This is a genomic window from Methylobacterium sp. Leaf466, assembly GCF_001425565.1.
GTDB lineage: Bacteria > Pseudomonadota > Alphaproteobacteria > Rhizobiales > Beijerinckiaceae > Methylobacterium.
Genome location: NZ_LMRC01000006.1, coordinates 18,898 through 45,049 on the forward strand (window position 1 = coordinate 18,898; position 26,152 = coordinate 45,049).

A 26,152-nucleotide genomic window follows, 5' to 3' on the forward strand; every position below is an offset into this window, starting at 1 on the left:
ATCGGCTCCGGCCCGCCGTGTCCCGACGGCAGCCCTGACCGCCAGGCCGGACCCCGTCCGTGTCGGATGACAGCGATCCGGAGAGCAAGACCGAGGCGGCGACCGAGCGCAAGATCCGCGACGCCGTCGAGAAGGGCAACGTGCCGTTCTCGCGCGAGGCCCCCATCTTCGCCTCGATCCTGGGCCTCCTCATCGCCCTGAGCTTCGTCGTGCGCGACGGCATCGGCCCGCTGGTGCGGGAGATGCTGCCGCTGTTCGACCATCCCCGCGGGTTCACCCTGGAGAACAGCCAGGACGCGGCGATGCTGTTCCAGGCCACCGCCTTCGCGGTGGCGAAGTTCCTGATCCCGATCCTGGCGATCCTGGCCGTGTGCGGCCTGTCCGCCTCCCTCCTCCAGAACGTTCCGAGCCTGGTGGGCGAGCGCATCCGCCCGCAATGGTCGCGGATCTCCCTGGCCAAGGGCTGGGGACGGATCTTCGGAAAGGAAGGGCAGATCGAGTTCCTGAAATCGGTCCTTAAATTCTTATCGGTTTCTCTGATCGCCCTGCTCCTCCTGCGCTCGGAGGGCAACAAAGCCATGAATGCCATGTTCTCCGATCCGAGCCAGATCCCCGACCTGATCCTGACGGTGGCGATCCGCCTGATCTCGGTGGTGAGCATCGCCACCATCGTGATCGTGGCCGCCGACCTGGTGTGGTCGCGCCTGCGCTGGCAGAAGTCCCTGCGGATGTCCCACCAGGACCTCAAGGACGAGCACAAGCAGAGCGAGGGCGACCCCCTCGTCAAGAGCCGCCTGCGCTCGCTGGCCCAGGACCGCTCGCGCAAGCGCATGCTCGCCGACGTGAAGACGGCCACCGTCGTCATCGCCAACCCGACCCATTACGCCATCGCGCTTCGCTACAACCGCGAGGAGCAGCCCGCCCCCCTCGTGCTGGCCAAGGGCAAGGACCTGCTGGCCCTGCGCATCCGCGAAATCGCCGAGGCGAACGGCGTTCCGGTGGTGGAAGACAAGCCTCTCGCAAGGTCCCTGTACGACAGTGTCGAGGTCGATCAGATGATCCCGGCGGAGTTCTACAGCGCAGTGGCCCAGATCCTGTTCTTCCTGTTCGCAAGGAACCGCTCATGACCGCAGCTTCCCGCTGGGCCGCCGGCGATTCGACCCGAGGCCGTTCCGCCCGTGACGGGGACGCCCACGACGTCGGCTGCGCCACCGAGGACGTGATGGGCGCGGCCGAGCGCGTGTTCGCCACCGCCATCCGGGACTTCATCGCCGAACTCTGCCTCCTCGACGGCGGGATCCTGATCGGCTGGGTCAAGGGCGAGCGCCACGGCAACATCGCCGACCTCGTCGCCTCCTCGGCCGAACCGTTCTTCAAGGAGGCGACCATCGCCTACGCCGACGGAGCCGACATCCGGTTCGACTGGGGCCGTTCCCTCACCGTCGTCCTCGACATGGAGTTCGTGACCAAACCCGTGACGGTGTTCTTCAAGCTCATCCTCGACGGCGTCTACGTCGGCGTCGCGATCCAGCGCATCCTGGCCGACCAGCCCCCGACGACGTTCAACCTCGATGGGTTCGCCACCGCGCTGGCCGATGCGAGGCTGCGTCCGAACGCCGCCTGACCACCCCGGGAGACCGCGGGTCCTCGCGCGCCGCGCTCCGCGCCGCAGGCGGGTCGCGACACGATCCTATGTTAATGACGCGGTGGAATGCAAAATCCATTGACCGTCCAACCGCCGACCGACAAAGGTAGGCGGCAGGATCGAATCGTGGACCGGACAGGTGAGCGGATGATCAGCCGCCGACCGATAAGATTTCCAGACGTGCAAGGATTAAATCGGGGCGGACCTGTTCTGTCTTCGAGCCGAAGAGACGCGCTCGTCTGACCGGATCGATTTTGACGGAACATCCGAGCCGCGAATCCGATCCACGCCGCGATCACCGATTGTGGACGCGATCCTCCGGCGCCGGGGGCGCCCGGCGATCCAGGGAGGTCGTGGGAAAGGGGGGTCGATCCGGCCACGCGACGCCCACCGACAGACGGTCGAGAAGAACCGGAGAGGTCCCGCGATGTACATACTGGTCGACGCGCGCGAGTCGGTGAACGCCGCGTACAAGGCCAGGTTCGACCAGGAAGGGATTTCCTCGCTCGGGCTGGCGCCCGACGAGTTCACCCACTGGTTCCAGGCCTCATCGCGCAGCGACCGCGAGGCGATCCAGGGCTTCCTGCTGGGCGACTTCGAGGACCGCGCCAAATGCGCGAGCGCGATCCGCCGGATGTCGCGGGCCCCGATCATCGCCCTGTCCGACGTGCGCAGCCTCGACGACACCCTGGTCCTGTTCGATGCCGGCATCGACGACGTGCTGCCCAAGCCCGTCCACGTCCGCGAGATCCTGGCCCGGTCCGAGGCGATCTGGCGGCGGGTGAACGGGGGCGCGCCGCAGCCGGGCGAGGCGCCCCCCGCCCCCGACCGCCTCAGGGTCTATTTCGACGGTCGCGACCCGGAGATCGACGGGGTCGTGCTGGCCCTGCCGCGGCGCGAACGCCACATCCTCGAATGCCTGGTGCGCAACAAGGGCCGCCGCATGACGAAGTCGCAGATCTACAACGTGGTCTACGGCGTCTATAGCAACGGGGTCGAGGAGAGCGTCATCGAGGGGCACGTGAGCAAGCTGCGCAAGAAGCTGAGCACGCGCCTAGGCTACGACCCGATCGAGGCCAAGCGCTTCATCGGCTACACCTTTAACGGCTGAACCGCCCTACTTGCAGAAACCGCGGGCGTTGGGCGTCCACTGGCCGAAGCCCGTGGCGACCATGTTGGCGATCACCCGGCAGACGTACTGCTTCTGGGCCGGGTTGTTGTTGGGGCCGGCGTGATAGCGGGCCACCGCCAGCGTCCAGCTCCCCTCCCGCGCCTTGAGCTCCTTGAGGAAGACCGAGGCGTATTCCACGTTCTGGCGCGGATCGATCATGCTCTCCAGCGAGGCGAACTTCGCCCGATGGTAGTGGTGGTTGATCTGCATGCAGCCCAGATCGACCAGCTTGATGCCGCCGGTGCGCGCCTGGGCGAGGCGCGACACCACATCGGCGGCGTTGGCGCCGAAATAGGCCTTACCGGCGATGTTCATCGCATAGGGCTGCAGCGAGCCGCGGTTGCCGCTCTCGGTGAGGCCGACCGCGTAGAGCACGCCCAGCGGCACCCCGTGCTTGGCCGAGGCGCTCGCCATCTCGCGCTCGCAGACGTTGGTGGCCGCGGCCGGAGCCGCGAAACTAGAGATAGCGGCCGCTACGGCCAGGACCGGCAGACGTGGCGTCATCGCTCTGGGACTCCCCTCGGTGGGCGGACCGTTCGGTCTCGCGCGGATCGGACTGGCGGCGGCCGGACTGGCCCGGCGCGGCATCGCCGCCCCTGCCGCCCTGCGCCGCGGCATCGGCCCCGCCGCCGTGCCGGGCGGCGTCGCCGGATGCGGTGTCGGGGCGGCCAGAGCCGATGGTGACGACGTCGGGCTGGTAGCCGGCGCTGCGCAGCACCTCGCGCAGCGCGCCGTCGTCGCTGCGCAGGAGCGCCGCCGTCTCCTCGCGGCTGGCGTGCAGGCTCACCTCGAGGGCGTCACCGCGCAGGCGCATCCGCACCACGACGGTGCCCATGTCGTCCGGCCGCAGCTGGATCGTCAGAATGCGCAAGGGACCGTCGAGGCCACTCGCCGGGCCGGCGGTCGCGGCGGGCGCATGCAGCCGTCCGGCCTCGGCGACCACCGCGTCCGCGACCTGACGCGCCGGATCGGCCGCCGCCGGCATCGCCACGGCCGGCATCGCCAGCGCCGCCACGGGCGTGACCGGCTGGGCCCCCTCGCGTCGGCCCTCGGCGGAGACGCCCGGCTGCGGCACGTCGCCGATGGGCGAGGACGCAAACGACACCGGCGACATCCGGCTCGCCGCGCCGGATGGGTCGGTGTCGGACGCAGCGGCCTCCGCCTCGGGCTCCGCCACAGCGCGAGTGATGATCGGCTGCGGGCGCGCCGGGACGACCACCGGGGCCGGAGCCTGCGCGGGCGGCGACGGGGAGAGGGAGCCGGCCGGGGCAGGCGCTTGGGCAGAAACTTGGGCAGGCGCTTGGGCAGAAACTTGGGCAGCCGCTTGGGCAGGCGGCGGGACGGGGCGTCCGCCATCGACGGCGACCGGCGGCGAGGAGGCGACCGGCGGAGCGATCGAGGCGGTGGCGGCCGGAGGAACCGGCGTCACGGAGGGGGCGGATCCGGGCAGGGCTGCGGACGGCGGGGTCGGGGCGATCGCGTCGGGCACGGCGGATGGCAAGGCGGCGGAGGGAGCCGCTTGCACCGCCGCGGTCACGGCCACGCGCGGGCGCTCGGCTCCGGGCGGGGCGAGGATGGGCTCGCCATCGGCCTTCGAGGCAGCGGGTTCGACATGGATCGCGGCGGCCTCAGGCGGGGCGTCGACGACCGCCCTGGAAACGGTGAGGGCAGCAGCGGGGGGCGACCCGGCAGCCGTAGCGGGCGGCGCCACGGCGGTCGGGGCCGCCTGCCGCGCGGCCTCCCCGACCGCATCTGACGCGGTAGGCCGTTCCGCCATGGCGGGATCACGCGGAACGGTCACGGCCACCGGCCGATGCTCGGTCACGGTCGGGTCAGCCACGGCAGGCGGCGCGGAAGCCACGGCAAGAGACGCGGCAAGAGACGCGGCAAGAGACGCGGCAGCCGTGGCAGGCGGCGCCACCGGAACCGGGGCGGCCTGCGGCCGACCGTCGAGCGAGACAGGCCGCTCGGCCTCGATCGCGCGAGCCGGAGAACCGGACGCGATCTCGGCCGCGAGGGAGCGGTCGGTCCCGGCCTGGGAGAGCATGGGAGTTGGATCGGACACCGGGGCGACCGGCGCCACACCGGCCGGAATGGCGCTCGCCAGCGGACCGGGACCGGCCGGGGGTGCGTTCGCGGGACGCGCTGTGGCGGTCGGGGCGACATCCACTGGCGGGCGGGCAGAGTCCGGGGTGGCCGTGACGGCAGCTGACCGCTCGTGGCTGTCGGGATCGACGCCGGGCGCAGGCGGCGTGCCCGTCGCGCCCGGACCGCGCCGTGCTTGGATGCCAGAGGGCTCGGCCGGCGCGGGAGCGCCGGTGGAGGGCGTTCCGGCCGGCGCCGGCGGCTCGCCGTCCGCAACGGCGCGCGCGACGACGGGCATCTCGGAGGCGGCCGGTCCCGGGACCGGCGTCGAGGATACCGGCCCGTCGAGCGGGGAGCGCACCGTGGCGACGGCTTCGGTCGCGACGGGCGGGAGCGAAGCCGCGGCGGTGTCGGACGTGGACGGCATCGAGAGCCGGGACGGCGCGGCGGCCTCATCGCCCGCGACCCGGTCCGCCCCAGCGCGCGCGACGACGGGAGCCTCGCCGGGGCCGGTCGAAGCGGACCGGCCGGCGGCGGTCCCGACGCCCGGAATGGCAACGGTCGCCAGGGCGGCGGCCGGCCGCGGTGTCGCCGGGGCCGCGCCCGGCACGATGGCGGTCTCGGGCCGCGCGGGGGCCGGAGCGGCCACGCCGGAGGTGGGCGCGGAAGTGGGCACGGTCGGGACGGGTCCGGCCGGCGGTGTCGCCGGCAGCGCGCCCAAGAGGCTGACGGGATGCGGCTTGACCGGGGCGAAATGGGTCTCCTGGGCGATCACCGTCACCTGCAGCCGCCCGGCCGGGACCGGGGCGCCGGGAAAGGCCGGCATCGCCCGGTCGGCGGGACGCCCGACGACACTGCGGTCGGCCGCGCCGGGGGTGACCCCGCCGGCGGCAGGCGCGGCGGCGGGCAGCGCCCTGGCGATCCAGGTCGCGATGGATTCGGGGTGGGCCCCGGCCGGCCCTGTCCGGGCCGCCGGCGCGGCGCCTGCCGACTCCAGCGCCGCCAGGATGGTCAGGGCCGAGGCGGCATCGCCCGTGGTCGAGGGGATGGACGGTGGCGCCTCGGACTCGGCCGGTGCGGGTGAGGCCTTGGCCTCCCGCTCTGGGTCGCCCGTCACCGCCTCCCCGGCCAGGGACCCGAGCAGGGTTCCGAACGCGGCCGCCGCATCGTCATCGCGGCCGGGCCGGCCGGACGCAGCCTCGACGGCCGGACGCAGGGAAGCGAGAGTCGCGCCGAGGGTGTTCACCGGTCACTCCTGGTCATCAACGCGTCGATCTGCCCGATCGCGCCCTGGGCACGGGCGATGGCGGGTGTGGTGGGAAGGGACCGCTTGGCCGCCGGGGCCGCCTCCGGCGGCTTGGCCCCGAGCGCGGGGACCGAGCGGATCTGCGCGGCCATGGCCAGCGCGGAATCGAGCAGCGCCGCGTCGGCCTCCGCCAGGACCGAGCGGTCGGTCGCGCGCAGGGTCTCGAGGCTGGCCTCGAACTGGCCGTCGGCGGCCACCAGCGCCGCCGCGCGGTAGAGCCGCGCGCGCGCAGACCAGGCCGAGGCCGCGTCCACCAGGGTGATCGCCCGCTCGGCGGCGAAGACCGCCGTCGCGGTCTTGCCCTGGTCGAGCCCGGCGCGGGCCACCAGGAGGTAGAGGTCGCGCCGGCCCTCCGGCTCGATCTCGTCGAGCATCGCCTGGAGCTTGGCGAAGCGGGCGCCGTCGCTGGCGAAGTCGAGGCGGGTCAGGGCGGCGGCGAAGCGCTGGCGGAAGTTGCCGGCGTAGACCGAGTGCCGGAACCGGCGCAGGTACTGGATCGACAGGGCCTCGAACCTGGCGAGGTCTCCCACATGGGCGAGCACGAAGATCTCGCGGCGCAGGGCGCCCTCCTCCACGAGGGTGCCGGGCGCGATGAGGCGCGCGAGATCGAGGAGCCGGATCGACTGGGCCGGGTCGTCGCGCGCCGCCAGCGCCGCCTGGGCGAGGGCGAGCTGGGCACCCAGGCCCACCGGCACGGCGTTCGGGTCGAACTTGGCGAGCAGCGTGCGCGCCTCCTTCTCGCGGCCTTCGAGATAAGCGAGCGCCCCGAGGACCAGGGGCGTCTCCCCCTCCCCGACCTTGCCCGAGCCCATCACCTGGCGCAGCAGGCCGGGGCCGCCGCCGCTCAGGGCGAAGGTCACCGCCGCGCGGATGTTGACCGCCTCGGCCCAGACCTCTGGGGGAAGGGCGACCATGCGCTCCTCGGCGTGCTGCATCAGGGCGCGCTGGCCGTGGAAGGCCTGGGTCTGCCCCTGCGCGATCCGGTCCTGCAGCAGCTGGAGGGTCCGCACGAGTTCGACCGGCACCGTGTAGGGCACGATCGGCAACGGTGCGATGGGCGCCGACCTTACCGAGCCGCCCCCGTGCGAATCGCCGCCGTGGGACTCCGCCGCCACGGCCGATGTCGCGCAGAGGGACAGGACGACGGTCGCGGCGAGGAGGCGACGCGGGCGCGCACTCACTCGGGCCGCCCCCGCAGCAGGATCTCGATGCGGCGGTTCTCGGCCGCCTTGGGGTCGGCCGGGTTGCGCGGCAGGCGGTCGGCGTAGCCCTCGATCCGCTCCAGCCGGGCATCGGCGACGCCGCCGCGCACGAGCATGTAGGACGCCATCTGGGCGCGGGCGGAGGACAGGCGCCAGTTGTCGTAGGTTTCCGACCGGAACGGACGCGCGTCGGTATGGCCGCGTACCACGATGCGGCCGGGCCGATCCTTGAGGATCCCGGCGATCCGCTCCAGGGCCTTGACGACCTTGGCCTGCGGCTCGGCCGAGCCGACCCCGAACATGCTGAAGTTCGCCTCGTCGGTGAGGCTGATCAGGATGCCCTCGCCGGTGCGCCGCACCTCGGTGCGCGGCGCCGGGCTGGCGGTGCCCAGGCTCGCCAGGGCCTTGGCGATCTCGTCCTTGATCTGCGCAGCGGCCAGGGTCTCGGCGGCCTCGGCCGCATCCCTGGCCCGGTCGGCGGCGAGGGGAGCGGCCTTGGAGAGAGCAGGCTTGACGGGCTCGGCCCTGACCGGTTCGGCCTTGGCGGGCTCGAGGGCCGTCTCGCGCTTGACCTCGGGGGCGGCCGCCGGCGGAGCGGCCGCCATCTCTGCGACCGCCGCCGGTTCGGCCGGCGCGACCGCGGTGGCGGCCTTGACGGGAGGCGTGACGGGGGCGGTCCGAAGCGGGTTGACCGAACGGGCGTCGAGGCGGCCGTCCTGGGGCAGCGGCGCCACGGTGTTGGGCGTGCCGGGCGCTTCGGCGCGCATCTTGGCCACCGGCGCCACCTGCCAGTAGAGCGGATCGAACGGGTCGCGCGCGGCCTCGCCGCCGTTGATGCCGGGCTGACCGGCCTCGGTGATGACGCCGTCGGCGGAATCGTTCCGGTCGGGGTCGGCCTCGGCGGCGAGCTTGGCCAGCACCGCGTAGGGGTCCTGGAACAGGGCGGCCTCGCGGGCGCGGCTTCCCGGCCCGCCCTTGGCGTCGCCCTTCGCGTCGCCCTTGGCGCCTTCCCCCTTACCCGTATCGCCCTTGCCGCCCTCCATCTTGCCGAGTTCGCCCTCGCTCGGGGCCTCGCCGGGGGTGTTGGTCGGGTCGCGCAGGCCGCGACGGTCGAAGGTGACGTCGGCGAGCTTGACCGGGTTGAAGTACTCGGCGATCGCGGTCTTCGTCTCCTTGGTGGTGGAGCCGATCAGCCACAGTACCAGGAACAGCGCCATCATCGCGGTCATGAAGTCGGCGAGCGCGATCTTCCAGGCGCCGCCGTGGTGCCCCTCCTCCTCGTCGCCGCGACGCTTGACGATGATGATCTCGTGGACGCCCTCGGCCATGTCAGCGCGCTCCGACGGCGGCGGCGAGGCGATCGGCCCAGGCCCCGAGTTGGGTCTCGATCAGGGTCTGGTCGGCCCGGACGGTGACGTCGACGGCCTGCGCCGGCGTGAAGGCGACGGTGGCCGACAGGGGCCCGAGCCGCTCGGCGATGGCCTCGAGGAGGTCGCCAGGGCCCTCGACCCGGATCGGGGCGCCGTTCGTCCCCTCGGTGAGGAGCTTTGCGAGCACGCCCGAGAGTTCCTCGACCGCCCGGACGCGCAGGGACTCGGTCACCACCGGCACCAGCAACCGGCCGATGCGCTCGCTCAAGGCCGTGGCCAGGGCCTCGACGGCGCCATTGAGGCCGGCGGCCAGCGCCTCGGCCTCGTGGCGGCACCAGTCGCGGCGGGCGGTGTCGAGGCGCCCGTCGAAGTCCTCGCGGGCCCGGGCGAGGACGGCGGCGGATTCGGCCTGGGCGTCGGCCCGGCCCTGCTCCCAGCCCTTCGCCTCGGCGGCGCGAAGCAGGGCCTCGCGGTCCTCGACGGGAGCCGGCGGCGCGACCGGGGCCGGGGCGGTGCGCAGGAGGAGGGCGAGCCCGTCCTGGGCGCGGGGCGGGGGGGCCGCCGGCGCCACGGAGAAGTCGGGGAGATAACGGGCGATCACCGGTGCCATCACGCGGCCTCCTCACGCAGGAGCCAGCGCTTGAGGATCTGCGCGGCCTGCTCCTCGTCGGCTTCGATCATCTGCTCGAGCCGCTTCTGCGGCGAGCGGTTGAGCTTGTCGGCGAGATCCTCGATCAGCCCGGCGACCCCCGTGGCGGCGGCGGGCGCCGCCAGTTCGGGCAGGCCCGAGGCGGCCGGTCCGGTGAGGGCGCCGGCCGGCGTGCCGTCGGGGTTGAGCCCGGCGGCGGCGGCCAGTGCGGCGACCTGCTCCTGCTCGGCGGCCGGGATCGCCAGGATGGCGCGCATGGCCGGGCGCAGGCCGAACCAGATCAGCAGGCCGGCCACCAGCAGGATGGTGGCGGCGTTGATGAGGGTGGCCGACTGGCGCAGCAGCACGTCGGTGAGGCTCAACGGCGCCACCGGCTCCAGGGCCTGGCCGTCGTTGACGAAGCCCACGGCGGCGACCTTGACGTTGTCGCCCCGCTCCTTGTTGAAGCCCGCGGCCGAGCCGATCAGCTGCTCGATCTCGGCGATCTGGGCGTCGATGGCGGCCTTGCCGCCCTCGGGACCGGCCAGCGCCGCCAGGCGCGAGCGGTTGACCAGCACGGCCACCGAGAGCTGGCGGATGGCGTAGCCGTCGCTCACCGTCTGGATGGTCTTGGTCGAGATCTCGTAGTTGGTCAGGTCCTCGCGCTTCTGGGTCTCGTTGCTCGAGGTGTCGTTGCCGTCCGAGCGGACGCGCTGGTCGGGCAGGTTCTGCTGGGCCGTGGTCGGGCGCTGCGAGGCGCGGTTCTGGGCGTTCTCGGTCTCGCGCACCGCCCGTGTCGAGCGTTCGACGCGCTGGTCGGGATTGTAGATCGTCTCGTTCTGGACGGTCTTGTCGGTGTTGAGGCGGGCCGCGACGCTCACCTCGAAGTTGCCGACGCCGAGGTAGGGGGTCAGCGTCCGGCGGATATTGTCCTGGACCTCGCGGCCGAGCGTCTTCTCCAGGCTCGCCATCTTGCCGGTGGCGGCGGTGTTGGCCTCGTCGCCCGAGAGGATGAGGGCGCCGTCGGTGCCGATCACGGTGACGCGGTCGGGCTTCATGCCGGGCACGGCCGAGGCGACGAGGTGGCGGATCGACTGGGCGCCGCTGACGTCGTCGGCGGGCTCGGTGCGCACCACCACGGAAGCCGAGGGCGGCTGCTGGTCGCGGCGGAACGAGCCGCGGTCGGGCAGGACGATGTGGACGCGCGCGGCACGCACGCCCTTCATGCCCTGGATGGTGCGGGCGATCTCGCCCTCGAGCGCCCGGACCCGGGTGACCTCCTGCATGAACGAGGTCATGCCGAGCGAGCCGAGGTCGTTGAACAATTCGTAGCCGGACTTGGAGCTCTGCGGCAGGCCCTTCTCGGCGAGCAGCATGCGCGCCTGCGCGGTGTGGCCGTAGGCCACCAGGACGGAGGCGCCGTCGGCGGCGACGTCGAAGGGGATGTTGGCGTCCTTGAGCACGCCGCCGATGCGGCCGACGTCCTCGCGGCTCAAGCCGGTGTAGAGCGTCTCCTGGGCGGGACGGCTGAGGTAGAGGGCGCCCAGCCCCACCGACAGGAAGACGACGAGGCCGATCAGCCCGAGGGCCGCGATCCGCCGCCCGCCCAGGGCGACGATGTTGTTCCAGAGCCTCTCGGCGTGTTGGCGACCGGACATTGACGGGACTGCTCCTGACGGGCACGCGGCCTGTGCCGCCCTTCTTGCCCGTCAGCCTTGCGCGGAGATTGCGTGGCCCGCCGGGGCCTTTCCGTCGCGTTTCGGCGCTGCCGGCGACGTACGGGTTCGACCCCGTCCCGCGACCGGTCGAGAACCGAGAAACCTCAGTAGAACGATCGCACCAGCCCGCTCACCAGCATATTCCACCCGTCGATCAGGACGAAGAACAGCACCTTGAACGGCAGCGAGATCACGGTGGGCGGCAGCATCATCATGCCCATCGACATCACCACCGTGGACACGATCATGTCGATGACGAGGAACGGCAGCGCGATGAGGAAGCCGATCTCGAAGCCGCGCCGCAGTTCGGAGATCATGAAGGCGGGGATGAGGATGCGCAGGTCGATCTTCTCGCCCTCCTCGGCCGCCGGGAAGGTGCGGCTCGCCAGATCCCGGAAGGTCTGGAGGTCCTTGGGGCGCACGTGCGTGGTCATGAACTCGCGGAACGGCTCGACGATCTTGGGGAAGGCCTCCGCCTCCGTCATCCGGTTCTCGCTGAGCGGCTTCACGCCCTCGTTCCAGGCCCGGTCGAAGGTGGGCGCCATCACGTAGAAGGTCAGGAACAGCGACAGGCTCACCAGGAACAGGTTGGCCGGCGTGCTCTGGAGGCCGAGCCCCGAGCGCAGGAACGAGAACGCCACGGCGAACCGCGTGAAGCTCGTCACCATCACGAGGAGGCCGGGCGCCAGGGACAGCACCGTCATCAGCGCGACGAGTTGCAGGATGCGCCCGCTCGCCGCTCCGTTTCCGGCCGGCAGCAGGGCGTCCAGCGCCGGCACGCCGGTGGCGGATTGGGCGGAGGCCGCCGCCGTGAGGAGCGGCAGGGCGGCGAGGGCGAGGAACGCCGGTTTGAGATGTCTCATGAGGCTTTCCATCGATCGACCCCGGTCGATGCCGGCGATTCTCCTCCCCCTCGTGGGGAGGAGTCGGAGGTGGGGGTTGTGCCGCTTGCCGGAGGCGGAGGGTCACCCAGCCACCCCCACCCGTCTTCCCTCCCCACGAGGGGGAGGGAGGGTGGCCCGTTACTGGACCACCAGCGATTCCACGATCAGTTCGCGGACCTGGCCCTTGGTGCGCAGCGCCACGCGCTCGTTGAGGTCTTCGCGAAGGTGCTGGAGGCCGCTCGGGCCCTCGATCTGGCGGGTGGTGACCGAGCGCAGGTAGGCGGTGATGTCGGCCCGGATCTCGGCGAGCGCCACGTCGGGGCTCGGCACCGCCGCGGTCTTGAACACCACCGAGGATTCGAGCCGCACCCAGGCCTCGTTGGCGTCGGCGAGGTTGGTCACCACCGAGCCGACGCTGCGCAGCGAGAGGTCGCCGGTGTACTTGAGGACCTTCACGGCCTTGTCCTCCTCGTCCTTCTTCTTCTGGTCGACCGCCTTCTCCACGGTGGACTGCAGGTAGAGGCCGAGCCCGCCGCCGGTGCCGATGGCGATCACGCTCGCCACCGCCACGGCGCCGATCAGCGCCATGGCGCCCTTCTTCCTGGGGGCATCGTCCGTCTTGGCGGCCATCGTGGCGTCTCCTCGATCGAACCGTCAGAACGGCGCCAGGGTCTCGAAGACCTGCTGACCGAAGGTCGGGGCCTGCACCTCGCTGATGCGGCCGCGGCCGCCGTAGGAGATGCGCGCCTCGGCGATCTTGTCGTAGGCGATGGTGTTCAGGCGGGAGATGTCGCGCGGCCGCACGATGCCGGCCACGGTGAGGACGCGGACCTCGTTGTTGACCTGCACCTCCTGCGAGCCCGAGATCAGAATGTTGCCGTTGGGCATGACCTCGGTGACGACGGCCGCCACCGAGAGCCGCAGGCTCTCGGACCGGTCGATGTTGCCCGCCCCCTTGCTCTCGGTGGAGGAGCGGATGCCGGCATCCGCCGTGGCGGTGTCCTTGAGCGCCGAAACGCCGTAGCCGAAATCGAAGCCGAGACCCGAGCGCTGGCTGCGCGAGCGATCGCTGGAGTTGCCGAACTGGGCCTTGTCCTCGATCTGGATCGAGACCGTGATGACGTCGCCGACGTTGCGGGCGCGCGGGTCCTGGAAGATCTCGACCGCGCCGGGCGCCCAGGTCGAATGGTAGGTCTTGCGGTTGAGCGAGCCGAAGGTGGTCGGCAACGCCTCGCGCGGGGCGGCGAGCCCGGTGCCGATCGGGCTCAGCACCGGCGCCTGGCCGAACTCCGACAGGCGGTTGGCGTTGCAGGCGCCCAGAGCCGGCGCGAGGACGAGGAGGGCGAGGCCGAGGCGGGCTCTGGAGCCTGCGGGTGCCGGGCGGGTCATCAGGATTTCTCGCTTTCCCGGGCCTTCTTGCCCAGATCGGTCATGACGCGGGCGAGTTGCGAGGCGCGGGCGGCCTCCATCTCGCTGAGGATGGCGCTCGCGGTGCGGGCGTTCAGCTTGGTGAGGATCGCGGCCGCCGATTCCTCGGGCATGTTGGCGAGCTGGAGGGCGGCCGCGTCGGGGCGCATCTTGGTGTAGATCGCCACCACGCCCTCGTCGGCCTTGGCGAGGAAGGCGTTGCGGCGGGTCAGCCAGGATTCGTATTCGGCGCGCTTCTCCTCGAGCTTCGCGATCCGCTCCTCGACCTGCTTCTCCAGGGTCGCGAGCTGCTCCTTCTGCCAGGCGAAGCGCGCGTCGGCGGCGGCATCGGCGATGCTGGCGCAATAGCCGGATTGCTTGGGTGCGGCCTCGGGCGCACGGGCCGCCTCGACCGGCGGCGGCGGTTCGATCGCCGCGGCCGACCCGGCGGCGAGGACGAGCGCGATGGCGGCAGCGAGGAGGGAGCGCCTGCCGGTCATTGGACGACGAGCTCCGCCTGGAGGGCGCCGGCGGTCTTCACCGCCTGCAGGATCGAGATGATGTCGGTGGGTTTCAGGCCGACCTGGTTGAGGCCGCGCACCAGGGTCTGGAGGTCCGAGCCGCGGATGATGGCGAGCCGGCCCGGCTGCTCGTTGACCGCGACCTCGGTGCGGGGCACCACCACGGTCCGGCCGTTGGAGAAGGGCTCGGGCTGCGACACCTCGGGCGTCTCGGTGACGCGGACGGTGAGGTTGCCGTGGGTGACCGCCACCGTGGAGACCTGGACGTTGCGGCCGATCACCACCGTGCCGGTGCGCTGGTCGACGACGACCCGGGCCGGCACGTCGGGATCGACGGACAGGTCGCCGATCTCGGCGATGAAGCGGGTCTGGGCGATCTGCGCGGGCCGGATCAGCACCACCGCGCGCTGGTCGCGGGGGATCGCCACGCGCTTGCGGAAGCGCTGCAGGGCGTAGGTGTTGATGGCGTCGGCCACCAGGATCGCGGTCTTGAAGTCGGGGTTCTTCAGTTCCATCACCAGCTCGGGCAGGTCGCGGAAGGTGCCGACCACCTCGCGCTCGATCAGCGCCCCGTTGGGGATGCGCCCGGCGGTGGGCACGCCCTGCGTCACCGTCTCGGCCGCGCCGCCGACGGTGAAGCCCGAGACCGCCAGCGGTCCCTGCGCCGCGGCGTAGACGAGGCCGTCGCCGCCCATCAGGGGCGTCATCAGCAGGGTGCCGCCCTTGAGCGACGAGGAATCGCCCAGCGAGGTCACCGTGACGTCGATGCGCGAGCCGGTGCCGGTGTAGGGCGGCAGGTCGGCGGTCACCATCACGGCGGCGACGTTGCGGGTGCGCAGGCGGGCGTCGCGGACGTTGATGCCCATCTTGTCGAGCATCGACTGCAACGACTGCTCGGTGAACTGGGCGTTGCGCAGGGTGTCGCCGGTGCCTTGCAGGCCGGTGACGAGACCGTAGCCGACGAGCTGGTTGTCGCGCACGCCCTTGAGGGTGGCGATGTCCTTGATCCGCGTTCCCGCGGCGGCGGGGACGGCCGCGAGGACGAGGGCCACCAGGACCAGGAGGATGCGGCGCATCACTTGTCCCCGGTGCGGATGCGGCCGTCGGCCATCACCGTGCCGAGGACGATGCGGCCGGTGTCGGCGTTGCGCACCCGGATGAGTTCGCCCAGGCCCCCGTTCTGGAGGGGCGAGCCCACCGTGGTGATGAACAGGCCGTTCTCCTCGAACACGATCTGGGTGGGAGCGCCGCGGCTGACGAGGCGCGGGTCCTCGACGGCGTTGACCGGCACCGGCTCGCCCGGCAGCAGCATCCGCCGGGCGGTGCGCCCGACCATGGCCAGCGGCGCGTCGATGACCGCGCCCCGCGCCCTGAAGGTCTCGGGATAGGCCTGGGAGCGCAGCATCGACTCCTTGATGACGTCGCCGGCGTAGATCGTCACCGTGGGCACCGGCAGCACGAGGTCGGCCGCCCAGAGCGGACCGGCGCAGAGGGCGAGCCCTGTCGCGGCCGAGGCGAGGCCCCGCGCGATCCGTCCGGTGAGATGTGTCTGGCCCATGGTGGTCGCGCTCTTCATCGTGTGTCCGGCCGGCGGCGAGCCGGGTCCCTCGGCCGGGCGTCCGCCCCGCCGTTCGTCTGTTCGAGGTCTCGGGCGGCACGCATCGAGCGGGCGCCGCCGGTGGGGTGGAGGAGCGGGGCGGCCCCGCCTCAGCGCGGGCCGGTGGCTTCAGCGGATGCCCTTGGAGACCGTGCCGGCCATCTCGTCGGCGGCCTGGATCACCTTCGAGTTCATCTCGAAGGCACGCTGGGCGGTGATCATGTTGGTGATCTCCTTGACCGGATCGACGTTCGATCCCTCGAGGTAGCCCTGCTGGATCTTGCCGAAGCTGACGTCGCCGGCGACACCCACCACCGGCTGCCCGGAGGCAGGGGTCTCCCGGTAGAGGCCGTTGCCCAGGGGCTCGAGGCCGGATTCGTTGGCGAAGTTGGCGAGCGAGAGCTGGCCGATGTTCTGCTGGGCGACCTGGCCGTCGATCTTGGCGAAGACCTGGCCGGACTGGTTGACCACCACGTCGACGGCGTTGGCGGGCAGGAGGATCGCCGGCTCGACGGTGTAGCCCTCCAGCGTCACCAGCTGGCCGGCGTTGTTGCGGTTGAACGAGCCGGCGCGGGTGTAGTTGATCTCGCCGTTGGGGTTGGTGATCTGGAAGTAGCCGCGGCCGTTGATGGCCAGGTCGAGCTGGTTCGACGTGTTGGCGAGCTGCCCCTGGCGGTGCAGGTTGCGGATCGCGGCGGTGCGCACGCCCAGGCCCAGCATGGCGCCCTCGGGCACCGGCTCCTGGCCGGCCTGGTTGGGCACGCCCTGCTGGCGCTCGGCCTGGTAGAGCAGGTCGGTGAACTCGGCCCGCGCCTGCTTGAAGCCGGTGGTGTTGAGGTTGGCGATGTTGTTGGCGATGACCTCGAGGTTCATCTGCTGGGCGTTCATGCCGGTCGCGGCGATGGCGAGTGCTCTCACGGCGGTACTTCCTTAAATCGGCGGATCTCAGATCGGCATGCGGCTGAGTTCGAGGTAGGCGGCCACGACCTTGTCGCGCACTGCGATGGCGGTCTGCAGGCTCTGTTCGGCGGAGAGCACCGCCTCCACCACCTGTTGGGCGGAGGCCTTGCCCTGGATGCCCTGGATGGCGGTGGCCTCGCCGGTCCGCACCGAGGTGCGCACCCCCGACACCAGCTGGGCCATGACGTCGCCGAAGTCCGTGACCGGGGCGGCGCCGCCCACGGCGGGCATCACCGCCCGCTGCAGGGCGGCGGTGCCTTCGGTGCGCGAGGCCGCGCCGGCCCGGTCGAAGGCGGAAATGGAGGCGAGGGCTTCGATCATCGGGGCGGGTCTTCTTTCAGGACTTCAGGAGGTCGATGACGCTGGCCACCATGGCGCGGGCCTGCTTGATCACCTGCACGTTGGCCTCGTAGGAGCGGTTGGCCTCGCGGATGTCGGCCATCTCCACGAGCATGTTCACGTTGGGCATCTTGACGTTGCCCTCGTCGTCGGCGGCCGGGTTGCCGGGATCGCGCTCGATCCGGAACGGGCTCTTGTCGGTGCCGATGGTGTTCAGCTTCACCGAGGCGAGGCCCGCGGCCCGGTCCATGGCCGAGCGGAACGACACCGTCTTGCGCGCATAAGGGTCCGAGCCCGGCTCCGCCCCGGTGGACTGGGCGTTGGCGACGTTCTCGGCGGCGATGCGCAGGCGCAGGGACTGCGCCTCCATGCCGGCGCTGGCCAGGCGCGTGGAGGCGGAGAGCGGATCGATCATCAGCCCGCCCTCACGGCGGACATCAGCATGCGGTGAAACGCCTTCACGATGCCGGTGTTGAGGTTGTGGTCGCGGCTGACCTCGCCGGCCTTGAGCATCTCCTGCTCCAGGCTGACCGAGCTCGAGGTCTCGAGGGCGTCCCAGGCCGCTTCGGCCTTGACCGGCCGCGTCGGAACCGGGCTCTCGGCGGAGGCGACATGGGCGCTCGCCGTCATCGCCAGCCCGGTCATGGAGCCGGCGCGGGAGAGCACCTCGGAGAAGGGCACCACGTCGCGGGCCTTGTAGTCGGGGGTGTTGGCGTTGGCGACGTTGCTGGCGATCGTCGCCTGCCGGACGGCGAGGTGACGGGCCTGCTGCGAGGCGATCTCGAAAAGGTAAACGCCTGTCACCGCCCTGGCTCCGGATGTGATCGTCTTCGATGTGGACCAGTAGGGCGGCAACCTTGTCCGAAGCTGACGGGCGAGGCCGGCGCCGCGCCCAACCTTGACAGGCCGGGGAGGAGACCGCAGGTCCGAGGCCGGCCCGGGCCCCTGCCCGTTCGATGGTCCGTCCCGCTTGATCCCGAGCCCGCGATGACCCTTCGCCCCCTGCCGGACGTCGCATGAGCGGGCCGACCCCCTCGCCTACTCTCTCCCCGGCCCGCTATGCCGGCGGCGCCCACCCCGGCGCTGGCGAAGACGAGCACGTGGTCGGCACCAAGAACCGCTGGTCGCGGGTGGTGCTCGCCTACGGCGACCTCGTCCCCGACGGGTGGTGCGAGGTCCGGTTCGGCATCGCCTGGGACGCGGACGAGACCGCGGCGGTCGCCCCCGATTTCGCCCTGGTCGGCATCGACCCGCAGGCGCAGGACGGATCGAGCCTCGACCTCGACCAGGTGCCGGGCCTCGACCGCACGCAACTCGACCCCCACGGCACCTGGATCGCCGGCCCGGCCTATCACCCCGGCGAAGCGGCGGCGCCCCGCGCGGCGCTCGTGCGCGTCGCCTTCATGCTGTCGGCCCCGGCCGCGCGGGTGGCGGTGACGATCCGCTCCTGGCGCAACACCCGGCCCTTCGTCGTCACCCGCCCGCAGCTGAGCCAGGCCCGGCGCGACGCCCTCGCCCCACCGCCCTCGCGCCGCCGCCGGCGTCTCGGGCCTGAGCCGGTATGGTTCGACCACGTCCTGGTGCCGGGGCGCCCCCTGGTCCTGCGCGGGCAGATCTTCGCGGCGACCCCCGGCGAGCACGCCGCCCACGCACGCATCCTCTACCGCGACGCGGGCGGCACGCCGATCCCGCCGCCCTATCCCGGCACCATCGTGCTCCCGGCATTGGGCGCCTTCGTCGATCTGCCGGCCCAGCAGCAGGCCCGCCGCTTCACCCTCGACCTCATGCCGCCGCCGGACGCGGCCCGCGTCTCGGTGGGGTTTGCCGCCTGGGACGGGGACGGGCGCCCGGTCGAACTCATCGACGACCCCGAGGTCGCCCTCGACGACAGGCTGCGGCTGGAGAGCGTGAGCGGCGACGACCTCCTCGCGGCCCCCGCCTTCCTCGCGCGGCTGGCCGAACACCTCGAGCTGTCGGACGCGGCGGTGGCGGCCTGGTGCCCTCCGCGCAGGACGGCCGCCGCGGTGCCCCCGATCCTGGCCAGGGCGCGCGCCCTGCAGGACGGCGAGGCGAAGGCCGGGGCCGGCGTGCTGCGGCTCGCCGCCTGTCCCGACTGGCCCGTGCCGGAAACACCGGACTGGACCGAGGACCCATTCCGCTCGGTGCCCTGGCGCATCGCCTACCAGGCCCTGACCTGGCTGTGGCCCATGGCCGAATCCCCGGGCGGGCCGGAGCGGGCGCTGGCGCTGGCGCTATCGTGGTCCGCGGGCAATCCCTGGGGCGATCCGGCCGACGGACTCGCCCTGCATCCGGCCGCCCTCGCCCAGCGGGCCGAGGTCTTCGTCAGGCTGCTCGGGCGTGCGCCCGAGGGCGAGGCCGCCGCCCTCGTCCTCACCGGCGAGATCGCCCGGCACGGGTTCGCCCTCGCCGAGATCGTCGGGCAGAACGCCCTGGCGCGCTCCCTCCTGCAGCTCGAGGCCGCCGCCGCCCTCCTCGGGGTCGCCCGTGCCCTGCCCGCCCTGCCCGTGGCGGCCCATTGGACGGGGCTGGCGCTTAGCGGCGTCGCCGCCTGCATCGAGCGCCAGATCCGGCCCGACGGGTCCATCCCCGACCCGAGCCTGCATCGGCGCCTCGACCTCGCGACCCTGGGACGCGCGCTGGCCGAGGGGCTGACGGACCACCCCCTCGCTGCGACGATCGCGGGACGGGTGGAAGCGGCGATGCCCGGGCTCACCGGCCTCCTCGATCCCGGCGGACGGCTGCCGCCGTTCGGGGACACGCCCCACGGGGTGGACCACGCCGCCTGGATCGGACGCCTGCGCGGCCGCAGAGCGCTGGAGACGGACTTGGTGGCCGACCGCCGGCGCGGCCCGCCGCCACCGCCCCCGGAGCCGGCCGCCCCGTCGGGCGGCGTCATCGTCCTGCGCCAGGACGCCCCGGGACGGCTTTGGGGCCACCTCGCCTGCACCTACGCGGCCAACGGGTCCGGGCATCGCGACGCCACCTCCTTCGTCTACGCGACGGAGGGCGTGCGCTGGATCGTCGAGGCGGGCGGGTCGAGCCTCGTGGAGACGGGGGCGGTGCGCCACCACCTCGTGAGCGCGCAGGGCCACAACGTGGCCGCTCCCGACGGGCGCGAACCGATGGCGGGCGAGGCCTGGCTCGCGGGCGTGACCGCCCTCGACGGCGCCACCGCCTACGAGATCGGCACCGGCGTCCACGGCTCCACCTACGCTCATGCCCGCCTCGTGGTGGCGCTGCACGACCTCAGCGGGCTCGTCGTCCTCGATCGCTTCGCGACGCGGGGCGGGCCGATCGCGATGGAAGGTTGGCTGCACCTGGGGCCCGACATCCTGGCCGCCATCGTCTCGCCGCGCCGGGCGATGGCGCAGCACGGGCGCTCGCGGCTGGCCTTCACGCCGATCGTCCAGGCGGGACGCGCGGCGGGGCTCGCCATCGTCAACGGCCGCAACGACCGGGCCGGGACGATGCAGGGATTCGTTTCGCAGGCCGCGGGTGCGCTCACCCCCTCCAGCATGCTGCGCTACGCCCTGTCCGGGACGGACCGGGTCTGCGGTGGCATGATGATCGCCTCCGACACCGTGGCCGAGGGGCGTCTGGCCACCCTGCTCGCCGGCCGTGCCCTCGCCCCGATCCTGGCCGGACCCGAGTCCTGAGGGCCTTCGCCGCCCGTCGTACAAAATCCGTCTGATTGCTTTGCAATGCGGATTTCGGCTTCGCTCAGATGCCGCGCGGGCTTGGTGATACGGTTCCCGCTTTATCCAAGCGGAAACCGTATCACTGGCCGACGATGCCGTAGATCACGATGCAGGTGCCGATGGCGATGAGGCCATAGGCCAGGGCGGTGTTCTTCCAGTGGTCGAACTCGGATGGGGTGTCGCCGTCGAACTCGTTCATCTCGGCCTCCGTCGTCGATCGTGAGGGATGCTCTGGGCAGGCGCCGCCGGCCTCACGGCCCGCAGCGGGCGCGAGGCCGGCGGCGGGCTCGCTCAACGGAAGGAGATCCCGGCGCCGAAGGGGCCGACGTGGAAGACGGGACGGACGCCGTAATGGCCGCGGCCGCCATAGCCGTCGTCACCGCGATAGGGCCGGCCGTAGCCGTAGCCGTAGCCGTAGCGGCGATACATCGGGCGGCAGTCGCCGAAGCGGTTGGGGATCCAGCCGGGGCCGCAGCCGTAGGCGACCGTGTCGACCAGCGTCGCCGCCGGCGAGGCGGGCACGGCGAGCGGCGCCGCGACCGCCGGGGACACGAGGCCGACGCCGGTCAGGGCGAAGGCGGCAAATCCGATGTTTGAAAGGCGCGTCATGATGGGACCTCCTCGAAACGTCGAAGCGGCACCGGCCGACTCCGAACGACGACTGGGTTAGGCCCCCACCACACCTGTGGATGTGCTGTTCGTTACATGTGGATATTGATTTCGCCGCCGGCCAGCCAGCGGAGCCGAAGGACATCGCATCCGTGTGCGGGCTCGCACGATCGGGCCGTCGTCAGCCGGATCGGGCGCGGCGTCAGGATCGGTTCGTCGCGGTCGATCCGCGCGGTGACACGGGGGTACCCGGGACCGCGATTCGGCCGAGCGCGGCTCGCCCTCTCCCCGCCGGCGGGGAGAGGGGACAGGCGGACGTCGCGCTACTTCTTGGGCTCGGGCGCGGCGGCCGGGGCGGCGTCGGTGCGCTCGATCTTGGCGCCCTCGCGCAGCTTCAGGATCAGGTCCTGCTGCGCCTTGCGGGTGATGTACTGGTCGACCTGATCCTTCATCTCGGCGAAGGTCGGCACCGGCTTCACGCGCTTCTCCTCGACCTTGATCACGTGCCAGCCGAACTGGGTCTTGATCGGGTCGGAGACTTCGCCGGCCTTCATCTTGAACGCGGCCTCGGCGAAGGGGGCGACCATGCGCTCCTTCGTGAACCAGCCGAGATCGCCGCCCTCGGTCTTGGAACCGGGGTCCTTCGAGGCCTCGCCGGCCACCTTGGCGAACTCCTCGCCGCCCTTGATCCGCGCGGCGATCGCCTTGGCCTCGGCCTCGTTGTCCACCAGGATATGGCGGGCGTGGACCTCCTCCTCGGGCTTCATCGCCTTCACGGTCTGCTCGTAGAGGGCTTTGGCGGCCTCCGGGGTGGCGGCCTTCTTGGCCTCGCGCTCCAGGTATTCGTCGAGCAGGAGCTTGTCCTTGAAGTAGGCGAGCTTGCGCTGGAAGTCGGCGGTCTCGCCGATCTTGGCCGCGTTCGCCGCCTGGGCGCCGACCTTCAGGTCGACCATGTAGTCCACGAGCAGGTTCTTCTTCTGGTCCTCGTCGACGCCGGGCAGCGACAGGGCCGGGTCGTCGCTGGCCACGGCGAGGTCGCCGGCGGTGATGGGCGCGCCGTTGACCTTGGCCACCACGGTCTCGGGCGCCACCGGCGCCGCCGCGGGGGCGGGCGTGGCGGCCGGGGGCGTCTGGGCACCGGCGGGCAGGGCCGCGCCGAGCGCGAGGGCGCTCGCGAGCCAGAGACGGGAGGGCTTGATCATGGGGGATGCGTCCTTGGAAGCGCCGCCGCGGGCCGGCTCTCGTGGCCGGATGGGGCGCGGAAGGCGTGGCGGTTTGCGGCGTGACGGCCGCGGCGTTTCACGCCGACACACGTGGCGCGGGCCGGGCCCGATGGCAAGCCCGAGGGGACTGCAGCACCTCCGCCCGATCGCACGGAAAGCGTCGAATACGAACGGTTGCATCCACTCGGCCTTAAGGGCCTCGCCGTAGGATGGCGCCGTCTCAGCCTCGACCCGGAGGACAATCGGATGCGCCACGCCGTCGTGATCGGTGCCCTCGCCCTGGCGTTCGCCTCCGTCCAGGAGGCCGAGGCCCGCGGCGGGCGCGGCGGCGGTGGCCGCGGGGGTGGCGGCATCGTCTACGCGACCCCGGCCCGGACCCACGACGCCTCCGCGCGGCGCACGGCGACGGCCGGCATGCCGGTGGAGCCGCAGACGGCCTTCCTGCGGCCGATCCTGCCGGTGCGCGCCCCCGTCCAAGCGATCCAGCCGGCCTCGACGGGGGTGGTGGCGGCGAACTGCGCCAGCGGCCGCCTCGTCGGCCAGGGCGCCGGGTTCTGTCAGATCAACTGACCGATCGAACGCCGCCCCTGCGATCGGGCGCCTGCGCGGAACCAAGCGTCCGCCGGGCGCCTTTGGCATGGCCCGTCCTCTTCTGCCCGTGATCGGGCCGCGGGGGCGTCAACCCTTGTCTGATGCGCAGGCCGATAATTACCTCTATAAGCCCGGCCCAACAGACCGTTCAGACACTTTCGATCGACCGCAGGTTCACGATGCTCGGCGCCCTCGCTAAGAAGATTTTCGGCTCGTCCAACGACAGGCGCGTCAAGGGCTATCGTCCCCGTGTGGCCGAGATCAACGCCCTCGAGCCGCAGATCGCGGCCCTGTCGGACGATCAGCTGCGCGCCCGCACCGAGATGCTGAAGGCCGAGATCGCCGCGGGCAAGAGCCTCGACGACATCCTCGTGCCCGCCTTCGCCACCGTGCGCGAGGGCGCCAAGCGCGTCCTCGGCCAGCGGCACTTCGACGTGCAGATGATCGGCGGCATGGTGCTGCACGAGAGCGGCATCGCCGAGATGAAGACCGGCGAGGGCAAGACCCTGGTCGCCACGCTGCCGGTCTACCTCAACGCCCTCTCGGGGCTCGGCGTCCACGTCGTCACCGTCAACGACTACCTCGCCTCGCGCGACGCCGAGTGGATGGGCCGGGTCTACCGGTTCCTCGGCCTCACCGTCGGCACCATCGTGCACGGCCTCGACGACGAGCAGCGCAAGGCGGCCTACGCTTGCGACATCACCTACGGCACCAACAACGAGTTCGGCTTCGACTACCTGCGCGACAACATGAAGTACGAGCTGAGCCAGCTCGCGCAGCGCGGCCACAACTTCGCGATCGTCGACGAGGTCGATTCGATCCTGATCGACGAGGCGCGCACGCCGCTCATCATCTCCGGCCCCGTCGACGACCGCTCCGACCTCTATGTCTCGGTGGACGCGCTGATGCCCCACCTCGAGCGCGAGCACTACGACCTCGACGAGAAGCAGCGCACGGTCTCGCTCACCGAGAGCGGCAACGAGTTCATCGAGGAACTGCTGCGCGGCGCCGACCTCCTGAAGGAGGGCGACCTCTACGACGCGCACAACGTCACCCTGGTCCACCACGTCAACCAGGCTCTGCGCGCCCACACCCTGTTCACCCTCGACAAGGACTACATCGTCAAGAACGACGAGGTGGTGATCATCGACGAGTTCACGGGCCGCATGATGCAGGGCCGGCGCTACTCGGAGGGGCTGCACCAGGCCCTGGAGGCCAAGGAGCGGGTCACCATCCAGCCCGAGAACCAGACGCTCGCCTCGATCACCTTCCAGAACTACTTCCGCCTCTACTCCAAGCTCGCGGGCATGACCGGCACCGCCTCGACGGAAGCGGACGAGTTCGCCGAGATCTACAAGCTCGAGGTCGTCGACATCCCGACCAACAAGGAGGTCGAGCGCGTCGACGAGGACGACGAGGTCTACCGGACGGTGGACGAGAAATACGCCGGCATCATCGCCGAGATCGAGAAGGCGCACGCCCGCCACCAGCCGATCCTGGTGGGCACCGGCTCCATCGAGAAGTCGGAGCATCTGGCCGACCTCCTGCGCAAGGCCGGCTTCAAAGCCCTGGACTATTCGGACCTGAACGCGCTGACCGACGTCTACAAGGCCGCCCGCGAGGGCAAGGTCACCAAGACTTTCGCGGTCCTCAACGCCCGTTTCCACGAGCAGGAGGCCTACATCGTGGCCGAGGCCGGCGTGCCGGGCGCCATCACCATCGCCACCAACATGGCCGGGCGCGGCACCGACATCAAACTCGGCGGCAACCTCGAGATGCGCATCGGCAAGGAGCTCGCCGACGTGCCTGAGGGGCCCGAGCGCGAGGCCCGCATCGCCGCGATCAAGGCCGAGATCGAGGCGTACCGCGCCAAGGTGCTGGCCTCGGGCGAGCCGGCCGATCCGGAGGCCGGCCGCAAGAAGGCTCTACCCGGCGGGCTCTACATCATCGGCACCGAGCGCCACGAGTCGCGCCGCATCGACAACCAGCTGCGCGGGCGTTCCGGCCGCCAGGGCGATCCGGGCCGCTCGAAGTTCTACCTCTCGCTCCAGGACGACCTGATGCGGATCTTTGGGTCCGACCGCATGGACGGGATGCTGACGCGCCTGGGGCTCGAGCCCGGCGAGGCGATCATCCACCCCTGGATCAATAAGGCCATCGAGAAGGCGCAGCAGAAGGTCGAGGCGCGCAACTTCGACATGCGCAAGAACGTGCTCAAGTACGACAACGTCATGAACGACCAGCGCAAGGTCGTGTTCGAGCAGCGCCGCGATTTCATGGGCCAGGAGAGCGTGCGCGACACCGTCGACGAGATGCGTCACGGCGTCATCGACGACCTCGTGAGCGTCCACATCCCCGAGAACGCCTACGCCGAGCAGTGGGACGTGGAGGGGCTGCGCGAGCGGGTCACCACCGTCCTCAACCTCGACGTGCCGGTGGAGGACTGGGCCAAGGAAGAGGGCATCGCCGACGAGGAGATGCGCGAGCGCCTGCGCACCGCCGCCGACGACGCCTATGCCGGCCGCGTCGAGAAGAACACGCCCGAGCTGATGACCTACGTCGAGAAGCAGGTGCTGCTCCAGACCCTCGACCACCTCTGGCGCGAGCATCTCGTCACCCTCGACCACCTGCGCCAGGTGGTGGGTTGGCGCGGTGTCGCCCAGCGCGATCCGCTCAACGAGTACAAATCGGAGGCGTTCGAGCTGTTCAACGGCCTCGTCGCCTCCCTGCGCGAGCAGGTGACCCAACAGCTCTCGCGCATCGAGATCATGTACGAGCAGCAGGATCAGGCCCCCGATCCCTTCGCCTCGCCGGCCCTGCCGCCGATGTTCGCCCAGCACCTCGATCCCGTCACCGGCGAGAACGAGATGGATTATGCCGGTGCCGCCCGCGCCACCATGGTGGCCGGCGCCGAGGCCGGCGACACCGCGGTGCTGGAGCGCAACCCGGACGACACGGAGACCTGGGGCCGCGTCGGGCGCAACGAGCCCTGCCCGTGCGGGTCGGGCAAGAAGTACAAGCACTGCCACGGCCGTTTTTCAGTCTGACGTCGTTCGGGCGCGCGGTCGACGGAGGGGTCCGGCATCGAGCCGGACCTGGGCGTGAGGAATGACGCTGGGTTCTCGTCGTTTACGGCGTCAACAGCCGCCAGCGTCGTGCTGCCGCTCGCGGCTCCGC

Annotated in this window: 25 protein-coding genes; 6 read left to right on the plus strand and 19 right to left on the minus strand. The window is 71.6% G+C overall.

Translation table 11 applies throughout. From position 1 onward, the window contains the following. Positions 1 to 59: 59 nt before the first annotated feature. The 3 genes from flhB (at position 60) to ASG59_RS04525 (ending at position 2,756) form a co-directional block, all read left to right on the plus strand. Positions 60 to 1,127: a flagellar biosynthesis protein FlhB gene (gene flhB / locus ASG59_RS04515; protein ID WP_056407209.1), complete on the plus strand. Its 1,068-nt coding sequence runs from the start codon at positions 60 to 62 to the stop codon at positions 1,125 to 1,127. Further along, complete coding sequence (locus tag ASG59_RS04520) at positions 1,124 to 1,624, plus strand: hypothetical protein (protein ID WP_244472344.1); 501 nt, start codon at positions 1,124 to 1,126, stop codon at positions 1,622 to 1,624. Before flhB ends, ASG59_RS04520 begins: the two co-directional genes overlap by 4 nt. A gap of 448 nt (positions 1,625 to 2,072) precedes the next feature. After that, positions 2,073 to 2,756, plus strand: coding sequence for a response regulator transcription factor (locus ASG59_RS04525; RefSeq protein WP_056283374.1), 684 nt, complete (start codon positions 2,073 to 2,075; stop codon positions 2,754 to 2,756). A 6-nt stretch (positions 2,757 to 2,762) separates the two neighbouring features. On the opposite strand, the gene ASG59_RS04530 is transcribed toward ASG59_RS04525, so the two are convergent. The 16 genes from ASG59_RS04530 to flgB all read right to left on the minus strand — a co-directional run bounded on the left by ASG59_RS04530 (position 2,763) and on the right by flgB (position 17,637). Then, a complete protein-coding gene (locus ASG59_RS04530; RefSeq protein WP_055886974.1) occupies positions 2,763 to 3,320 on the minus strand; it encodes a transglycosylase SLT domain-containing protein in 558 nt (185 codons plus the stop codon). Continuing rightward, on the minus strand, positions 3,274 to 6,147 hold the full coding sequence (locus ASG59_RS20270; RefSeq protein WP_056407211.1) for a flagellar hook-length control protein FliK: 2,874 nt from the start codon (positions 6,145 to 6,147) through the stop codon (positions 3,274 to 3,276). Before ASG59_RS20270 ends, ASG59_RS04530 begins: the two co-directional genes overlap by 47 nt. Further along, positions 6,144 to 7,388 carry a chemotaxis protein MotC gene (locus ASG59_RS04540; RefSeq protein WP_082528618.1) on the minus strand — a complete coding sequence of 415 codons (1,245 nt, stop codon included), beginning with the start codon at positions 7,386 to 7,388 and terminating at the stop codon, positions 6,144 to 6,146. Before ASG59_RS04540 ends, ASG59_RS20270 begins: the two co-directional genes overlap by 4 nt. Beyond that, positions 7,385 to 8,737 (minus strand): MotB family protein, encoded by a 1,353-nt coding sequence (locus tag ASG59_RS04545; protein WP_056407213.1) that lies wholly within the window; start codon positions 8,735 to 8,737, stop codon positions 7,385 to 7,387. The genes ASG59_RS04540 and ASG59_RS04545 overlap by 4 nt, the downstream gene beginning before the upstream one ends. Before the next feature lies 1 nt (position 8,738). Next, positions 8,739 to 9,389 carry a hypothetical protein gene (locus tag ASG59_RS04550; RefSeq protein ID WP_056407214.1) on the minus strand — a complete coding sequence of 217 codons (651 nt, stop codon included), beginning with the start codon at positions 9,387 to 9,389 and terminating at the stop codon, positions 8,739 to 8,741. After that, the gene (gene fliF / locus ASG59_RS04555; protein ID WP_056407217.1) at positions 9,389 to 11,065 is read right to left on the minus strand and encodes a flagellar basal-body MS-ring/collar protein FliF; all 1,677 of its coding nucleotides are present in this window, start codon (positions 11,063 to 11,065) and stop codon (positions 9,389 to 9,391) included. Before fliF ends, ASG59_RS04550 begins: the two co-directional genes overlap by 1 nt. A 164-nt stretch (positions 11,066 to 11,229) precedes the next feature. Continuing rightward, a complete protein-coding gene (gene fliP / locus ASG59_RS04560) occupies positions 11,230 to 12,000 on the minus strand; it encodes a flagellar type III secretion system pore protein FliP (protein WP_056283385.1) in 771 nt (256 codons plus the stop codon). Between the two features lie 147 nt (positions 12,001 to 12,147). Next, positions 12,148 to 12,639, minus strand: coding sequence for a flagellar basal body-associated FliL family protein (locus ASG59_RS04565; protein ID WP_055886993.1), 492 nt, complete (start codon positions 12,637 to 12,639; stop codon positions 12,148 to 12,150). Positions 12,640 to 12,663: 24 nt separating this feature from the next. Continuing rightward, a complete protein-coding gene (gene flgH, locus ASG59_RS04570; protein ID WP_055886997.1) occupies positions 12,664 to 13,398 on the minus strand; it encodes a flagellar basal body L-ring protein FlgH in 735 nt (244 codons plus the stop codon). After that, positions 13,398 to 13,916, minus strand: coding sequence for a MotE family protein (locus ASG59_RS04575; RefSeq protein WP_056283393.1), 519 nt, complete (start codon positions 13,914 to 13,916; stop codon positions 13,398 to 13,400). The genes flgH and ASG59_RS04575 overlap by 1 nt, the downstream gene beginning before the upstream one ends. Next, a complete protein-coding gene (flgI, locus tag ASG59_RS04580; RefSeq protein WP_056407219.1) occupies positions 13,913 to 15,013 on the minus strand; it encodes a flagellar basal body P-ring protein FlgI in 1,101 nt (366 codons plus the stop codon). The genes ASG59_RS04575 and flgI overlap by 4 nt, the downstream gene beginning before the upstream one ends. Beyond that, entirely contained in the window at positions 15,013 to 15,513 is a 501-nt protein-coding gene (gene flgA, locus ASG59_RS04585; RefSeq protein ID WP_244472345.1) for a flagellar basal body P-ring formation chaperone FlgA, read from the minus strand. The genes flgI and flgA overlap by 1 nt, the downstream gene beginning before the upstream one ends. Before the next feature lie 150 nt (positions 15,514 to 15,663). Then, the gene (flgG, locus tag ASG59_RS04590; RefSeq protein ID WP_055887005.1) at positions 15,664 to 16,452 is read right to left on the minus strand and encodes a flagellar basal-body rod protein FlgG; all 789 of its coding nucleotides are present in this window, start codon (positions 16,450 to 16,452) and stop codon (positions 15,664 to 15,666) included. 27 nt (positions 16,453 to 16,479) lie between these two features. Next, positions 16,480 to 16,815 carry a flagellar hook-basal body complex protein FliE gene (locus ASG59_RS04595; RefSeq protein WP_055887008.1) on the minus strand — a complete coding sequence of 112 codons (336 nt, stop codon included), beginning with the start codon at positions 16,813 to 16,815 and terminating at the stop codon, positions 16,480 to 16,482. Between the two features lie 16 nt (positions 16,816 to 16,831). Further along, the gene (gene flgC / locus ASG59_RS04600; RefSeq protein ID WP_055887010.1) at positions 16,832 to 17,248 is read right to left on the minus strand and encodes a flagellar basal body rod protein FlgC; all 417 of its coding nucleotides are present in this window, start codon (positions 17,246 to 17,248) and stop codon (positions 16,832 to 16,834) included. Continuing rightward, positions 17,248 to 17,637, minus strand: coding sequence for a flagellar basal body rod protein FlgB (flgB, locus tag ASG59_RS04605; RefSeq protein WP_056407220.1), 390 nt, complete (start codon positions 17,635 to 17,637; stop codon positions 17,248 to 17,250). Before flgB ends, flgC begins: the two co-directional genes overlap by 1 nt. Before the next feature lie 212 nt (positions 17,638 to 17,849). Between flgB and ASG59_RS04610 the strand changes: the two genes are divergently transcribed. Next, the gene (locus ASG59_RS04610) at positions 17,850 to 20,510 is read left to right on the plus strand and encodes a heparinase II/III family protein (RefSeq protein ID WP_056407222.1); all 2,661 of its coding nucleotides are present in this window, start codon (positions 17,850 to 17,852) and stop codon (positions 20,508 to 20,510) included. 121 nt (positions 20,511 to 20,631) lie between these two features. Here the strand turns inward: ASG59_RS04610 and ASG59_RS20275 are convergent, their stop codons facing one another. The 3 genes from ASG59_RS20275 to ASG59_RS04620 form a co-directional block, all read right to left on the minus strand. Further along, positions 20,632 to 20,847: a hypothetical protein gene (locus ASG59_RS20275; protein ID WP_156399106.1), complete on the minus strand. Its 216-nt coding sequence runs from the start codon at positions 20,845 to 20,847 to the stop codon at positions 20,632 to 20,634. After that, on the minus strand, positions 20,844 to 21,161 hold the full coding sequence (locus tag ASG59_RS04615) for a hypothetical protein (RefSeq protein WP_056407224.1): 318 nt from the start codon (positions 21,159 to 21,161) through the stop codon (positions 20,844 to 20,846). Before ASG59_RS04615 ends, ASG59_RS20275 begins: the two co-directional genes overlap by 4 nt. A 323-nt stretch (positions 21,162 to 21,484) precedes the next feature. Continuing rightward, positions 21,485 to 22,363: a peptidylprolyl isomerase gene (locus ASG59_RS04620; protein ID WP_055887022.1), complete on the minus strand. Its 879-nt coding sequence runs from the start codon at positions 22,361 to 22,363 to the stop codon at positions 21,485 to 21,487. Between the two features lie 267 nt (positions 22,364 to 22,630). Between ASG59_RS04620 and ASG59_RS04625 the strand changes: the two genes are divergently transcribed. Both ASG59_RS04625 and secA read left to right on the plus strand, forming a co-directional pair. Then, positions 22,631 to 22,954, plus strand: a complete 324-nt coding sequence (locus ASG59_RS04625) for a hypothetical protein (RefSeq protein WP_056407225.1) — start codon at positions 22,631 to 22,633, stop codon at positions 22,952 to 22,954. Positions 22,955 to 23,154: 200 nt separating this feature from the next. After that, positions 23,155 to 26,022 carry a preprotein translocase subunit SecA gene (secA, locus tag ASG59_RS04630; RefSeq protein WP_055887028.1) on the plus strand — a complete coding sequence of 956 codons (2,868 nt, stop codon included), beginning with the start codon at positions 23,155 to 23,157 and terminating at the stop codon, positions 26,020 to 26,022. Positions 26,023 to 26,152: the final 130 nt, after the last annotated feature.